The sequence below is a fragment of the Actinoplanes italicus genome (genome assembly GCF_003001815.1).
Classification (GTDB): domain Bacteria; phylum Actinomycetota; class Actinomycetes; order Mycobacteriales; family Micromonosporaceae; genus Actinoplanes; species Actinoplanes italicus.
Window position 1 is genome coordinate 209,735 of the sequence record NZ_PVMZ01000019.1, and the last position, 14,048, is coordinate 223,782.

General features: G+C 70.0%; 13 protein-coding genes. 4 read left to right on the top strand and 9 right to left on the bottom strand.

The window, feature by feature from the left end:
• Window positions 1–161 precede the first annotated feature (161 nt).
• From CLV67_RS36995 to CLV67_RS37010, 4 genes are read right to left on the bottom strand one after another with little or no spacing between them, the layout of a single operon-like run.
• Entirely contained in the window at window positions 162–635 is a 474-nt protein-coding gene (locus CLV67_RS36995) for a (2Fe-2S)-binding protein (protein ID WP_106327031.1), read from the bottom strand.
• Window positions 628–2,877: a molybdopterin cofactor-binding domain-containing protein gene (locus CLV67_RS37000; protein ID WP_106327033.1), complete on the bottom strand. Its 2,250-nt coding sequence runs from the start codon at window positions 2,875–2,877 to the stop codon at window positions 628–630. The genes CLV67_RS36995 and CLV67_RS37000 overlap by 8 nt, the downstream gene beginning before the upstream one ends.
• Window positions 2,877–4,046: an oxygenase MpaB family protein gene (locus CLV67_RS37005; protein WP_106327035.1), complete on the bottom strand. Its 1,170-nt coding sequence runs from the start codon at window positions 4,044–4,046 to the stop codon at window positions 2,877–2,879. Before CLV67_RS37005 ends, CLV67_RS37000 begins: the two co-directional genes overlap by 1 nt.
• 14 nt (window positions 4,047–4,060) lie before the next feature.
• Window positions 4,061–5,251, bottom strand: a complete 1,191-nt coding sequence (locus tag CLV67_RS37010) for an oxygenase MpaB family protein (RefSeq protein WP_239166674.1) — start codon at window positions 5,249–5,251, stop codon at window positions 4,061–4,063.
• Between the two features lie 208 nt (window positions 5,252–5,459).
• On the opposite strand from CLV67_RS37010, the gene CLV67_RS37015 reads away from it, so the two are divergent.
• On the top strand, window positions 5,460–6,101 hold the full coding sequence (locus tag CLV67_RS37015; protein WP_106327039.1) for a TetR/AcrR family transcriptional regulator: 642 nt from the start codon (window positions 5,460–5,462) through the stop codon (window positions 6,099–6,101).
• Between the two features lie 15 nt (window positions 6,102–6,116).
• On the opposite strand, the gene CLV67_RS37020 is transcribed toward CLV67_RS37015, so the two are convergent.
• Window positions 6,117–7,061 carry an FAD-dependent oxidoreductase gene (locus CLV67_RS37020; protein WP_106327041.1) on the bottom strand — a complete coding sequence of 315 codons (945 nt, stop codon included), beginning with the start codon at window positions 7,059–7,061 and terminating at the stop codon, window positions 6,117–6,119.
• Between the two features lie 192 nt (window positions 7,062–7,253).
• On the opposite strand from CLV67_RS37020, the gene CLV67_RS37025 reads away from it, so the two are divergent.
• On the top strand, window positions 7,254–7,877 hold the full coding sequence (locus CLV67_RS37025) for an HIT family protein (RefSeq protein ID WP_106327043.1): 624 nt from the start codon (window positions 7,254–7,256) through the stop codon (window positions 7,875–7,877).
• Here the strand turns inward: CLV67_RS37025 and CLV67_RS37030 are convergent.
• The 4 genes from CLV67_RS37030 to CLV67_RS37045 form a co-directional block, all read right to left on the bottom strand.
• Complete coding sequence (locus tag CLV67_RS37030) at window positions 7,856–8,752, bottom strand: NAD-dependent epimerase/dehydratase family protein (RefSeq protein WP_106327044.1); 897 nt, start codon at window positions 8,750–8,752, stop codon at window positions 7,856–7,858. The genes CLV67_RS37025 and CLV67_RS37030 overlap by 22 nt on opposite strands.
• 77 nt (window positions 8,753–8,829) lie before the next feature.
• Window positions 8,830–9,327: a hypothetical protein gene (locus CLV67_RS37035; RefSeq protein WP_106327046.1), complete on the bottom strand. Its 498-nt coding sequence runs from the start codon at window positions 9,325–9,327 to the stop codon at window positions 8,830–8,832.
• An 11-nt stretch (window positions 9,328–9,338) separates the two neighbouring features.
• A complete protein-coding gene (locus CLV67_RS37040) occupies window positions 9,339–10,775 on the bottom strand; it encodes a GGDEF domain-containing protein (RefSeq protein ID WP_106327048.1) in 1,437 nt (478 codons plus the stop codon).
• 51 nt (window positions 10,776–10,826) lie between these two features.
• A complete protein-coding gene (locus CLV67_RS37045) occupies window positions 10,827–11,414 on the bottom strand; it encodes a TIGR03086 family metal-binding protein (protein WP_106327050.1) in 588 nt (195 codons plus the stop codon).
• Window positions 11,415–11,467: 53 nt separating this feature from the next.
• On the opposite strand from CLV67_RS37045, the gene CLV67_RS37050 reads away from it, so the two are divergent.
• Together CLV67_RS37050 and CLV67_RS37055 are read left to right on the top strand one after the other, a co-directional pair.
• Window positions 11,468–11,881, top strand: a complete 414-nt coding sequence (locus CLV67_RS37050; protein WP_239166675.1) for a MarR family winged helix-turn-helix transcriptional regulator — start codon at window positions 11,468–11,470, stop codon at window positions 11,879–11,881.
• 95 nt (window positions 11,882–11,976) lie between these two features.
• A complete protein-coding gene (locus CLV67_RS37055; protein ID WP_106327052.1) occupies window positions 11,977–14,025 on the top strand; it encodes a cellulase family glycosylhydrolase in 2,049 nt (682 codons plus the stop codon).
• Window positions 14,026–14,048: the final 23 nt, after the last annotated feature.

Consider the following 14,048-nt stretch of genomic DNA (forward strand, 5'->3'; position numbering starts at 1 on the left):
CCGGCCGGTCTTGATCCAGAGCGACAACAATGTGATGGGGTACGACCGGACACCGCTACGTGTTCCCGGCCGGGGAACCGCTCCGGGTCAGCCGGTCGTGGCTACGGAACGCGCCTGACGGCGATGCCCGCCCACGGTGTGCTCACGTGCCGGCCGGTTCGTCAACGACCGGACGCTGCCCTGATCGCCTCCCGGATCCGGGCGTAGGTCCCGCACCGGCAGATGTTGCGGAGGCCGTCGAGATCCGCGTCGGTGATCTCGCGGCCCTCCGCCGCCACCCGTTCGACCAGCGCGACCGCCGCCATGATCTGCCCCGGCTGGCAGTAGCCGCACTGCACCACGTCGTGGTCGAGCCACGCCTGCTGCATCGGATGCAGCTCCTGACCGACCGTGCCGGGCAGGCCTTCGATGGTGACGACCTCGTCGTCCGGGCCGAGCGTGCCGACCGGCACCGCGCACGGGGTGATCTCCCGCCCGTTGAGGTGGCTGGTGCAGGCCCGGCACACGCTGATGCCGCAGCCGTACTTCGGTCCGGTGATGCCGAGGATGTCGCGCAGCACCCACAGCAGGCGTACGTCGTCGGCGACGTCCACGGTCACCCGCTGCCCGTTGACGCGAAAGGTGTGCTCAGGCAACGGTTCCTCCGTCGGTCGGCGAGGCGGGGATCGGCGGGACCGTCGGTTTCGGGGTGAACGACAGTGTCCCGTGGTTGATCGGGAAGCTGGTCGGCATCGCGCCGGTGGCCCGCCCGTACGCGCAGGCGACCGCCGCCATCGACGCGGCGACACCGAGTTCCCCGGCCCCGCCGGGCTGGTCGGAGTCGCTGGGCATCACGATGATCCGCAGGTCGGTGGGTACGTTCCACTGCCGGGTGTAGAAGTAGTTGTCCCAGCTCGCCTCCAGGAAGTGGCCGTCGCGCAGGTGCAGGCTGGAGGTCAGGGCCAGCGCGATGCCGTCCATGACGCAGCCCATCATCTGGGCCTCCAGGCCGCGCGGGTTGACGGCCAGGCCGACGTCCACGCCGAAGACCACCCTGGTGACGCGTGGGCCTCCGACGCCGTCGCGGATCGGCCGGTTCACCGTCGCGGGCCGGCAGTCGATCTCCACGAGGCAGGCGCTGACCGCCTTGTACTCGGAGTGGAACGTGATGCCCTGCGCGACCCCGGACGGCAGCGTCCGGCCCCAGCCGCCCTCCTGGGCGACCCGGTCCAGCACGGCGCGGGCCCGTTCGTCGCGCAGGAAGTCCCGGCGGAACCGGTACGGGTCCTTACCCATTCTGGCCGCGACCTGGTCGACGATCAGCTCCCGGGCGCAGGTCGTGTCGGGAGAGTAGACGTTGCGCATACTGCCGGTGTTGAAGCCCTTGCCGGTCTCGGCGAGCAGCCGGGTGTGCACCCCGAACCGGTACGGCGACGTGTGGCTGAACTGGAAGAACGTCTGCGCGAACGCGGCGTCGCCGATCGGCAGTTTCGCCGCCATCGCCGTGAACAGCTCGCCCAGGCCGTGTCCCAGGTCGGTGGTGATGCTGGTGTGCCGCTGTTCGAACCCGAGGACCGTGTTGCCGGCGTAGGCGATCCGCACCCGGGACGTGGCCATCGGATGGGTGCGGCCCTGCCGGGAGTCGTCGGCGCGGTGCCACATGAGTTTGACGGGCTTGCCGATCCGCTGCGACACCTCGGCCGCCTCCAGCGCGGCGTCGAAGAACAGTTTGCGGCCGAACGAGCCACCGCCCTCGGTGACGTGCACCGTCACGGCGCTCACCGGGAGCCCGAGTTTCGCGGCGATGGTCTGCTTGGCGACGATCGGTGACTTGAGCGCCGACCAGATCTCGGCGCGTCCGGGCCGTACATCCGCTATGGCGCAGTTGGTCTCGACCGCGCTGTTGCTGCGGAAGTGGAAGGTGAATTTCCCCTCCACGACCGGGGTGAGCGGGCGCGGGCCGAGCGGGATCTCGGCCGCGGCCAGCTCCTTGAGCACCGTCGCGTCGGACTTCCCCTCGACGGTCCCGGCCCGCCAGGTCACCCGCAGCGCGCGGATCGCGTCGATGCACTGGCCGAACGTGCCGGCCCGCACGGCCACGCCGGTGGAGATCGCGACCACGTCGGTGACGCCCGGCATCGCCAGCACGTCGGCGAGGTTGTCGACCAGGCCGACCTTGCCGTTGATGGTCGGCGGCCGGCACAGCATGGTGGGTTTCGCGTCCGGCACGGCCAGGTCCATGGCGAACTTCTTGCGGCCGGTGACCGCGTCGAGCGCGTCGATGCGATTCTGCGGCTTGCCGATGACGGTGAAGTTCTCCCTCGCGGCGAGCTCCACCGGCACCGACAGGGTCCGCGGGCTGGCCGCCGCCTCGGCCAGCTTGCCGATGTCCAGGGTCTGGCCGGCCGGACCGAGGACCACGCCGTCGGAGATCCGTAGCTTGCCGACCGGCGCCCGGAACTCCGTCGCCGCGGCGTCCAGGAGCCGCCGCCGGGCGACCGCGGCGGCCACCCGGATCGGCGTGAACGTGGAGATGGTGGTGTTCGACGCGCCGGTGAGCTGGTTGAACAGCAGCTCGGGCCGGGCGTCGGCGAGCGTGACCCGCACCCGCCGCACGGGCACGCCCAGCTCCTCGGCGATCAGCATCGCGGTCGAGGTGGTGATGCCCTGCCCGACCTCGGCCCGCGGCAGCGCGAACGACACCGTGCCGTCCGGGTTGACCTCGATCGAGATCAACCCGGACGTCGGCAGCGCGGCCGCGGTCATGATGTCGTTGAGATCGAGCAGTTCGGTGAGATCGGCGGCCGCCGCCGACTCGCCCGACACGAGATCGGCGGCGGCCACCAGCACCGGGGCCGCGAGCACATAGCCCAGGAAACGCCGGCGGGATGCCGTCATCACTCGGGCCGGTTGATGGTCGGGATCTCGATCTTGGTTTCCTGGGCCTTGGTGAGGAACAGCAGGATGTACTGCCGGACGGCCTCGTCCAGCACCCACGCGACCTCGGGCACCAGCGGCAGCGGGATCAGCTTCTCCCGGAACTTCACCAGCGCCGGCCACGCCGTGGCGATCAGCGGCTCCCAGAACGGCTCACGCTTGATGCCGTCCCAGTCGGCGATCTGGTTGCCGACCAGGTAACGGGCCAGGGCGTTGACCAGCGGGCGGCTCACGCTCAGCGGGCTGGTCTGCTCGGCGAGCTGACCCAGCAGGATGTCGGTGAGCTCGACACCCTCGCGGGTCGGGCCCATGTTGGGCGGCAGCACCTCGTCGGACTGGGCGTTCGCGGCGGCCCACGACTGGGGGATGTACTCGTCGCGGACGCCGAGCATGTGCGCTGTCACCTGCCACACGTGCAGGTAGGCCTGCGAGTCGGCGGCGGTGATCGGCACCTGCCAGTCGCGGAGCTTACGCATGGCGTACGTGGGCAGCGTGTGCCAGGTGACGAGGATGTCCTCCTGGCTGATCGGGATGCCCCACTTCCAGTGCGGCGACTGCTGCAGCAGGTGCCGCACCGCTGCGTGGACCAGTCGCGTCTTCACGGCCTGCACGATGCAGTCGCCGTCCGGCCGGTACGCGTTGAGCGACCCGACCGAGAACCCGAGGAGGCTGGTCTTGGCGACCCGGTCCTCCATGTCGGCGCCGCCCTTGGAGTAGTAGACCGACCACGCCTCCTTCGGGATGGCGGTGCTGAGCATGCCGCCGCCGACCCCGTTGAGCAGGTTCAGGTAGAGGCCGCGCGACTTGTTGAACTGGGCGGCCCTCTCCAGCTTGGTGCGGTCGGCCCACTCCGGCAGCTGCCGCGCCCGCTCGATGAAGTCGACGAGGTAGTCCGGAAGCCCGGCGGGCAGCGGCTGGTCGTTGCGCTCCCAGTTCCACAGCAGCTTGTTGACCTGGGGCACCACACCCTCGTCGAGCAGCCGGGCGGAGACCGGGTCGGCCTCGGGGTCCCACTGGCTGCTCCACGGCTTCGCCGCCTGCGCGCGGGCCGCGGCACTGATCCCGATCGCGGTCGCGGCACCGATCGCCCCGCCGGTCAGGAGCATCTTGCGTCGGCTGAGTTCAGCCATGGCCGATCTCCTTTCTAGGACGGGCGGTTGGTGACCGGGATCTCGATGCTGATCGGCTTGGCCTCGCTGAGGAACAGCAGCGCCGCCTTGCGGAGGAACTCGTCGAAGAGCCAATACGCCTTCGGCGCCAACGGGAAGGGCAACAATCCTTCGCGTACGGCCACGAAGGGCCCCCAGGCGACCTTGAGCAGGTTGTCCCACACCGGTTCGCGCGCGATCTTGAGCCAGCCGGCGATCTCGTCGCCGAGCATGAACCGGGTGAACGCCCCGAGGATCGGCTTGCTCAGGATGCCGGCGTCCACCGAGGAACCGAGGTTGAGCAGGATGTCGGCCAGCTTGACGCCCTCCGGCGTGGCCCTGAGGATCGGGTCGAGGACCTGGTCGGCCTGCGAGTTCGCCTGCGCCCACGAGTTCGGGATGTACTCGTCCTTGACGCCGAGCATGTGCGCCCCGACCTGCCACGAGTGCAGGAACGCGCTCGACTCGTTCTCCGGGATCGGCACCTTCCAGTCGTTCAGCTTGCGCATGACCGTGGTGGGCAGGCTGTGCCAGGTGACCATGATGTCGGCCTGGCTGATCGGGATGTCCTCGTCGGCGACCTTGGTCCAGTAGGGCGACTGCGGGAGCAGGTGCCGGACGGCCGCGTGCACGAGGCGGGTCTTCACCGCCGTCACGATCATCTCGCCCTCGGGGAGATAGGCGTTGACGGAGCCGATGTCGTACCCCAGCTTGGCGGTCTTGGAGATGCGGTCCTTCATGTCCGCGCCGCCCTGCGAGTAGTAGACGGCCAGTGCTTCCTTGGGGATGACCGTGCTCATCATGCCGCTCGCGAGTCCGTAGAGGACGCCCAGATAGAGGCCGCGCTTCTCGTTGAACTTGACCGCCGTGGCGAGTTTCTGCGGGTCGGCCCAGGACGGTAGCTGCCGGGCGTACTCCATGAAGTCGCGCAGATCGGCGGGAAGCCCGGCCGGCAGTGCCTGGCCGTTCTTCTTCCACGTCCGCAGCAGCGCGTTGACCGCGGGGACCTCGCCGCGGTCGATGAGGGAGGCGACCAGCTGGTCGGCCTCCGGGTCCCACACCCAGCGCGGGTCGACGCCCAGGCCCTGTCCGGCGACCGAGCCCTGCGGCGACCAGGTCCACGCCCGCGCGGGTGCCGCCGCGCTCAGGGCCCCGATCGCGCCGAGCGCGCCGCCTGCCTTCAACATGTTTCGCCTGCTCAGAGGTTCCACGTTCGCTCCTGCTCGGTCTGCCCCCGACGGGATTGGTACGGTGAAACGCCAACTGCTTCGATGTACCAGCATGGAAGCATAAGTTAATCATCGTTCACAAGCCGGAAATCAGATTTTGTCGATGACGAGGTGCTCGTTGGTACTCTGATACAGATGGTGTAAACAAATACCGGGGAGGGTGCACATGACCCAGGACTCGCTGCTGGGCCGAGCGCTCGCCGACGCGCTGACCACCCCCGACCCCGGCAGTGACAACGACGAGGTCGCCGTCCGCCTGCTCGACGCCGCCCACGACCAGTTCTGCCGCATGGGCATCCGGCGCTCCACCATGGAGGACGTGGCCCGCCGCGCCGGCGTCTCCCGGATCACCGCCTACCGCCGCTTCGCCACCAAGGACGCCCTGGTCGAGCACGTCGTCCGCCGCGAGTTCCGGCGTTACTTCGACCGGTTCCGCGTCGAGATACGGCAGGCCGGCACCGCCGCCGATCGCGTGGTCCTCGGTTTCGTCAGCTCCCTGCAGGCCATCCGGGGCAACCCGCTCATCGGCGGCCTGATGGACGTCGAACCCGACCTGCTCATCCCGTCGATGATCGCCGACGGCGGTCAGACCCTCGCCACCGTGCAGCGGTTCCTGGCCGGCCAGCTGCGCCGCGAGCAGGACGCCGGCACCATCCCGCTGACCGTCGACGTCGACCTGGTCGCCGAGGTGTGGGTGCGGCTGTCCGCCTCGTTCCTGGCCATCCCCAGTCGCGTCGTCGACCTCGACGACGCCGAGCAGTTGCGCGCCATCGCCCGCAACTACCTGCTCCCGATGCTGGCCGGCTGAAACCCGGCCGGGATTTCAGGCCAGCAGAGCGGCAGTGCGGGCGGCGTCTCCCCAGGACAGGGTGAAACCGGCGCCGCCGTGGCCGTAACAGGCGAACACCGGGCGGTCGTGGCCGGGCACCGCCTCCAGGCGGATGGTGGGGCGGCCCGGACGGAGGCCGACCGCGCGGGACAGCACCGGCTGACCGGCCAGTTCCGGCACCATGGCGATCACCCGGCGGAGGATCGCGGCCTCCGTCTCCGGCGAGACCTGCTCGTCCCACGAGCCGGTGTCGCCGGTGCCTCCGCACACCACGTCGTCGCGGCGGGGCACCACATAGGTCAGCCCCTCCGGGTGGTCGTCGTCGGTGAGCCACTCGGTGAGACCGGGGTTGGCCAGCCGCACCACCTGGCCGCGGATCGGGAAGACCTCGTCGTCGTCGCCGAGCAGCGCCGCCGACCGCAGCCCGGCCGCCACCACCAGCGCGTCCGGCTCGTCGGCTCGCAGCACCTCGTCGACCGAACCGACCTCGGCCGTCCGGAAACGCACACCGAGCGCCGTCACGGTCTCGCGCAGCCAGGCCAGATAGGCGCCGGTCTCCACCAGCGGAACCGTGCAGCGCACACCCGTCGACCCGGCCGGCAGTGCGGCGGGATCGGCCGGGCCGGTCCGCGGAACGGCCCGCGTCCACGACGTGTCCGGGTCCGGCCGCCGGGACAGCACCGTGCCCGGGCGCATGTGCACACCGGTGCGCGGGTCCTCAGCCAGTTCCTCCAGCCGCCGGTAGGTGACCGCCGCCGAATCCAGCACCCGGTCCGAGTGGTCGACGTCGTGCGGGAACCAGATCGCCGCGGCCACGCCGGAGACGCTGGCCGCGGCCTCCCGGTCCGCGACGACGCGGACCGTGTGCCCGGCCGTCGCCAGCTCATGGGCGATGCTCAGCCCGATCACCCCGGCGCCCACCACCGTCACGTTGCCCACGGGATCACACGATAGCGTCACGCGGTGATCGAAAAGGTGCGCGTCGCTGTCGTCGGGGTCGGCAACGACAAGTCAGCGCTGGTCCAGGGCATCCACCGGTACCGGCGGACCGGGCAGGCGGGGGCGTACCCAGTCCGGAGATCGCCGGGTTCGGCCGTCTGAGCCGGTGTCCGGTCTGGATAGTCTGCGATCATGGCTTTGACTCCCGACGAGTTCCACCAGCACGCGCTCGCGGCCACCGACGCCGAGCGCCGCCTTCCGCTGTCTCGCATGACGATGTGGGAGATCAGCCCGTTCGAGCAGGACGGGTTGCGGGTCACCCCGCTGCGCCCGCCGGTGACGCCCGAGCCCCCGCGACACGGCGAGGACCCGGCGACGTGCGGCATCTGCGGCAAGCGGGATGAGGGTGTCTGGTTCAACGAGCGCTGGCGGCTGGCCCGGGTCTCCGGTGTCGGGGTTCCGCTGGTGCTGATGCTCTACCCGCGCGACCACTACGACCTGGCCGAACTCCCCGATGAGATGGCCGCCGAGATGGGCCTGCTCAGCACCCGGATCGTCCGTCACATGCAGGCGGTGCCGCACATCGCGCGGGCCCACCTGTACCGGTTCGGCGACGGGGCCGCCCACCTGCACCTGTGGTTTTTCGGCCGTCCGGAGGGCCAGGCCCAGCTGTGGGGATCGTGGCTGCCGGTCTGGGACGACCTGCTCCCGGAATACCCCGCCGGTCCGGCCGACGCCGATGCCGCCCTGGTCGCGGACGCGCTGGTCGCCTCGTCGGGCGGCTCCCGCACACCTCAGGGGCTCACGACCCGGTAGGAGCCGGAGCGCACGTCGTCCGGCAGAGCGGGACCGCTGGTACTCCAACCGAACGTGTCGCGCGCCTTGTGGGAGTTGATGCGTGCCGAGGACCGGAGCAGCGCGGCCATCGGCCCCATGGCGATCTCGGCCTGCTCGGCGGTGATCGAGGTCGCGGTGGTTCCGGTCAGTTCCGCGATCGCCTCGGCGAGTTCGCGGAAGGTGAACTCGTGCGGCCCGGCCGCGTTGTAGGTGCCCGCCACCGGACGCTCCAGCGCGGCCAGATACAGGCGGGCGAGATCGTCCACGTGTACCGGGGTCCACGAGTTGTCGCCGGCGTCGATGTAGGTGGCGGCGCCCGAGCCGGTCGCGGCGTCGATGAGGCTGGTCAGCAGCAGGGAACCGCCCCGGCCGTAGACCAGACCCGCGCGGATGATGACGCTGTTCAGGCCCGCCGCCTCGCGCGCCAGCCGCTCGCCCACGAGCTTGAACGGCTGCAGGCCGGGCTCCGGCAATTCCGCCTCCTCGTCGCGGGAGTGGGCGGGGTCGAGCCCGTAGACGAGGTTGGTGCTGGTGTAGAGGAACGGCTTGCCGGTGCCCGCCTTTCCCGCTCCACGGGTCAGCGCCTCCATCGCGGCGGCTTCCGCCGCGATCGCCTCCTCGCCACCGAAGTAGTCGACCGCGGTGTGTACCACGGCATCGGCTTGCGCCGCGGTCTCCTCGAGGAGCGTGGTGTCGGTCAGGCCGCCGAGCAGAGGACGCGCGCCGGCCCGCGTCGCCTTGGCCGCGGATTCCGGTGACCGGGTCAGCGCCACCACGTCGTGGTCCGCCGCGAGGAGGTGTTCGACGAGTACCGAGCCGAGGTAGCCGGTGCCGCCGGTGACGAGGATTCGCATGTTCTCTCCCAGGCTGAAACGGATGACCTATCCGCTTGCCGTGTTCGAGCTTAGCGGATAGGCCATCCGTTTCAACGTCAGGTCGTCAGCTTGCCGAAGAGCGGATTCCGTACGAGGTCCGGGTAGGCGTCGATCAGCAAGGCCCGGCCGGTCTCGAGGAACGTGGTGAAGCTTCTCGTCAGGTCGCCGCGATCGGCCCGCGCCGAGACCCTCTCCCGCCGATGTCGACGGCCCGTGTGGGAGCGCGCCTCGAGATAGGTGACGTCGATGTCGTCGGCGCCGACCGGGCGCAGGCGGATCCGGTCGGCCGACTCGGTGAACCCGATCGAGGCGGGCTTGCCGTCCCTGACGTTCGGCAGGATGAAGGCCAAGACGGCGAGGAAGTCGAAGAGGGGGACCATGGTGCGTGGCCCCATGATCGTCAGGTCGCCGACGCTGAGGGTCACGCGGGCCGGGAACAGCGAGTAGTGCAGGCTGCCGGCGTCGAAGTCCTCGGCCTTCCCGGTGAACCACGGCACTGTCCGGGCGGCCGGGGTGATGCCGAGATCCACCTCGTGAAGGACCAGACTGACCACGCCGCACGCTATCAGGAGCTGGTCCCGGCCATCACCCAGCGGCCGCGGCCCTGCTTCTTGGCCTCGTACATCGCCATGTCGGCGGTGCGCAGGACGTCGCTGTCATGGGTGGGGGTGTCCGAGCCGTACGCCGCGATGCCGACGCTGGCGCCGATGTCGAGCGCCTGCCCGGCGTACCGGATCGGCTGGGCCACGTCGCCGAGCACACGTTCGGCGAGTTTGATCGCGCCGGCCTCCGGCAGGTCGGGGCAGAGCATCACGAACTCGTCGCCGCCGAGCCGGACGACCAGGTCGGTGGCGCGGACCGCGCCGGACAGCCGCTGCGCCACGGTGGACAGGACCAGGTCGCCGGCATGGTGGCCGTGGGTGTCGTTGACCTCCTTGAAGCCGTCGAGGTCGACGTAGAGGACCGCGACCGGCCCGGACCGCTGCGGCAGGACCCGCTCCAGCTCGTCGGTGAGCACGGCCCGGTTGGCCAGGCCGGTGAGCGGGTCGTGCCGGGCCTGGTAGGCGAGCTGCGCCTGGGCCCTCTCCTGCTCACGGACCGCGATGGTGAACCGGGTGAGCACGAACGCGGTGCTCAGCGCGGTGGCGATCAGTACGGCGACCGCGTTGACCTCGAGACCGGTCTTGACCAGGCTCAGCGTCGGCGCGGTCAGGAACGCCAGGCCCAGGAACAGCACCCGCGACGGGTGCAGCACGTTGACCCGCTGCCCCGCGCTGGTGAGCTGAGTACGGTCGGCGTGCATGCAGGCCGCGATGATCATCGCGTTGCCCAGCATGATCAGCGGGCCGATGCGGGCGACCACGCTGTTGTAGTCGAAGAAGTACGGCAGCACGTTGTAGCCGATGTCGACGGCCAGGTACAGCGTCACCGCGCCGATCATCAGCCGGATCGGCATGCCCCGCTCGCCGGGGGACAGCGCGATGAACAGCACGGCCGCCAGCAGCGCCACGTCGGCGACCGGGTAGAGCGCCGGCACGATCGTCTCGGCCATCCCGTACCCGCTGTTCAGGCTCGGCATGATCAGGAACTGCCAGGCGGCGAGCGCGGCGGCCACCGTCAGGGTGAGGCCGTCGAGGACGGCGCCACGCAGCTGGCCGGGGGCGCGGCGGCGGGCCATCATGACGAGGGCCACCGCCAGGATCGGGTAGCCGGTCAACCAGAAGGCGTCGGCGAGGCCGACCGGTGGCACCCGCGACAGGTAGTAGTAGACGAGCTCGATGATGTCGCCGGTCAGCCACAGTGTCTGGGAGACCGCGGCCAGCACCCACGGCCGGCGATCGGGCTCGGGGGTGCGGGCGACCGCCAGCCACGCCGCGGTGCACAGCGTCAGGTAGGTGGCGAGGTAGAAGATGTTGCCCGCGTCCGTGCCGTACGTGATCACCAGTCCGGTGACCGCGGACGCCGCGCCGCCGAGAAACACCCAGATGTTGCGGGTTCCCATGACGAGACGGTCGGCCTGTACCGCCCTGACCTTTGGAAACAACCCTGTGAGTCAGGGCATAGGGCGGCGGCCGAGGGCGGCGAGCAGGCGGTCGAACGGGGGTGCGTCGCCGGGAACGGGGACGGCGGGCCGGAACGGGAAAGTGGGGGAGAGGCGCTGCTCGTCGTCGGGGACCGCCAGGGCGATCGGCAGCGCCGCCGCGACGAGGTCCGGCTCGGGGGTGAAGGGCACGCCGCGGGCGATGGCGACATCCCACGAGTGGACCACGTAGTCGACCAGGTGGAAGCCGACCCCCATCGGGGCGGGGATCGTTCGCGGTGCGATCTCCGGCATGGTGAACGCGGCGTCGGCCGCGCCCGTGAACGCGGTCAGCGCGTCCCGTGCGGCCTGCCGGTACTCCTCGACCGGGTCGGTGGCGGGCAGTTCCTTCCACGGCTCGGGGTCGGCGCCGCGCCCGGCGGCGGCCGCGGCGAATCCCCGGTGCTGGGCGGTCATGTGGGCGATCAGGTGGGCCAGGTCCCAGCCGGTGCACGGAGTGGGCCGGGACAGGTCGGCCGTGGTGATCGGATCGATCAGGGTGATGCTGTGCTCGACGGCGGTGCGGTCGAGGGCGAGAAGGTCCGTGAATTCGATAGGCATGTGCACATCATCTACACGCGCTTATTGTTTACGCAAGCGGGTATCGTCAGCGCGTGACCAGCGCCCGCCCCGACCTCGCGGCGATGATCGGTCCGCTCGGGCGCACGCTTCTCGCCCTCGAGGCGCCGATCCTGCAGGCCCATGGGCTGGCCATGTGGGCGTACGCGGTGCTCCTGCATCTCGGCGAGCAGCCGGTGCGCACCCAGAACGCCCTGGCCGACGGGATCGGCGCCGACAGGACCCGGATCATCAAGATCCTCGACGACCTCACGGCGCGTGGTCTGATCCGGCGCTGGCCGGACCCGGCCGACCGCCGGGTCCGCCTGCTGGCGATCACCGACGAGGGCCGCCGGCTGCGCGACGCTGCGCAGGCCGCCATTCAGGCGGCCGAAGGGGAGCTGCTGGGGCGGCTGACCCCGGCGGAGCGGGAGACGTTCCTCCAGGCGTTGCGCAAACTCAGCGCCTGAACCATCCATTGACCCGCGCATCGAAGTCGTGTCTATGGTCGCGGGCAGAAACTTTCTTTACGAGTTGCGATTGTTTCCCCGACAGGAAGTGACTCATGCCCGCTCCCCAAACCCGAAGAACCACCCTCCATACCGCTCTGGCGGCTGTCCTCCTCCTCGCCGGCATCTTCGTGGCCGGAGCCGCGCAAGCGGCCGCGGGCTGTCGCGTGGTCTACAAGGTCGCGTCCCAATGGCCCGGCGGCTTCACCGCCGACGTCACCGTGACCAACCTCGGCGACGCGCTGACCGGCTGGAACCTGAAGTGGAAGTTCGCCGACGGCCAGCGTGTCAACCAGGCCTGGAACGCGACCGTCACCGCCGTGGGCGACCAGGTCACGGCCGTCAACGCCTCCTGGAACGCGGCCATTCCTGGAAACGGCAGCGTCGCGTTCGGCTTCAACGGCTCCTGGACCGGCAACAACGCGATCCCCGGCGCGTTCACGCTCAACGACGTGGCCTGTACCGGCGGTGTCGTCCCGTCGCCGAGCACCTCCACCCCGCCGCCCGCCGAGCCGGCGGACCCGATGGAGATCGTGGCCGCCATGCAGCCCGGCTGGAACCTCGGCAACACCCTGGACGCGATCCCCGGTGAGACGTCCTGGGGCAACCCGCTCACCACCCGGGACTTGCTGCGGCACGTCAAGTCGCAGGGCTACAACAGCGTCCGCCTCCCGATCACCTGGAGCAATCACCACGGCGCGGCCCCCGAGTACACGATCGACGCCGCCTGGCTGAACCGGGTCCGCGAGATCGTCGACTGGGCACTGGCCGAAGACCTGTACGTGCTGATCAACCTGCACCACGACTCGTGGCAATGGATCAACACCTACCCGTCGGACCAGGCGGGGGTGACCGCCCGCTACACGAAACTGTGGACGCAGATCAGCGCGGCCTTCCGCGACCACCCGGCCGGACTCACGTTCGAGAGCATCAACGAGCCGCAGTTCGCCGGAACCTCCGGCGACGAGCAGAACTATCAGGTGCTGCGCGAGCTGAACGCCAGGTTCGTCGAGATCGTGCGCGCCTCCGGCGGTGGCAACGCCGACCGGCTGCTGGTCCTGCCGACCCTCTACACCAACGCCGACCAGGGCCGGCTCGACGCGCTGACCGCCGAGTTCGACGCCCTCGACGACCCGAACCTCGCGGCCACGGTGCACTTCTACGGATACTGGCCGTTCAGCGTCAACATCGCCGGCGGCATCCGCTACGACACGGTCGTCGAACAGGACCTGACCGGCACGTTCGACCGGGTGAAGACCACCTTCACGGACCGCGGCATCCCGGTGATCGTGGGCGAGTGGGCGCTGCTCAACTGGGACCACAACCGGCCCGGGATCATCGAACGCGGCGAGTTCCTCAAGTTCCTGGAGGCGGTCGGACACCATGCCCGTACCCGCGGCCTCACCACGATGCTGTGGGACGCCGGGCAGTTCCTCGACCGCAACCAGCTGCGCTGGCGTGACCAGGGTGTCCACGACATCATCCGGGCGAGCTGGACCACCCGCTCCGGCACGGCGTCGTCCGACCAGATCTACCTTCCGCGCACCGGCGCGATCACGGCCAGGACGCTGACGCTCAACCTCAACGGCCTGACCTTCCAGAGTCTGCGGCACAACGGCGCCGACCTGCTCCGGGGCACCGACTACACGGTCTCCGGCGGCACGCTCACACTCACCGCCGCGGCGCTGACACGCCTGGCGGGCAACCGCACACAGGGCGTCAACGCGAGCATCGAGGCGCGGTTCAGCGCGGGTGTCCCCTGGAAGATCGACATCATGTCGTACGACCAGCCGGCCCAGACATCGGCGTCGGGGACCACGGCGTCGTTCGCGATTCCGACCAGGTTCGGTGGCGACCAGCTGGCCACCATGGAGGCCCGGTACGCGGACGGCACCAACGCGGGCCCCGCGGACTGGACGCCCTACAAGGAGTTCTGGACCCACTTCCAGCCGGACTACACCCAGAACTCTCTCCTGCTCAAGCCGGAGTTCTTCGCCGAGGTGAAAGACGGGACAGTCGACCTGACCTTCCACTTCTGGAGCGGCGCGCGTACGTCGTACCGCATCAGTCGAAGCGGTACCACGGTGACCGGATCGCCAAGCTGAAACTTTCTCTACGATAGTTGAAA

Coding starts and splice junctions, on each gene's coding strand:
- CLV67_RS37000 (WP_106327033.1), bottom strand. CDS start 2,877: ATGACGGCATCCCGCCGGCGTTTCCTGGGCTATGTGCTCGCGGCCCCG.
- CLV67_RS37005 (WP_106327035.1), bottom strand. CDS start 4,046: ATGGCTGAACTCAGCCGACGCAAGATGCTCCTGACCGGCGGGGCGATC.
- CLV67_RS37010 (WP_239166674.1), bottom strand. CDS start 5,251: ATGTTGAAGGCAGGCGGCGCGCTCGGCGCGATCGGGGCCCTGAGCGCG.
- CLV67_RS37015 (WP_106327039.1), top strand. CDS start 5,460: ATGACCCAGGACTCGCTGCTGGGCCGAGCGCTCGCCGACGCGCTGACC.
- CLV67_RS37025 (WP_106327043.1), top strand. CDS start 7,254: ATGGCTTTGACTCCCGACGAGTTCCACCAGCACGCGCTCGCGGCCACC.
- CLV67_RS37030 (WP_106327044.1), bottom strand. CDS start 8,752: ATGCGAATCCTCGTCACCGGCGGCACCGGCTACCTCGGCTCGGTACTC.
- CLV67_RS37040 (WP_106327048.1), bottom strand. CDS start 10,775: ATGGGAACCCGCAACATCTGGGTGTTTCTCGGCGGCGCGGCGTCCGCG.
- CLV67_RS37045 (WP_106327050.1), bottom strand. CDS start 11,414: ATGCCTATCGAATTCACGGACCTTCTCGCCCTCGACCGCACCGCCGTC.
- CLV67_RS37055 (WP_106327052.1), top strand. CDS start 11,977: ATGCCCGCTCCCCAAACCCGAAGAACCACCCTCCATACCGCTCTGGCG.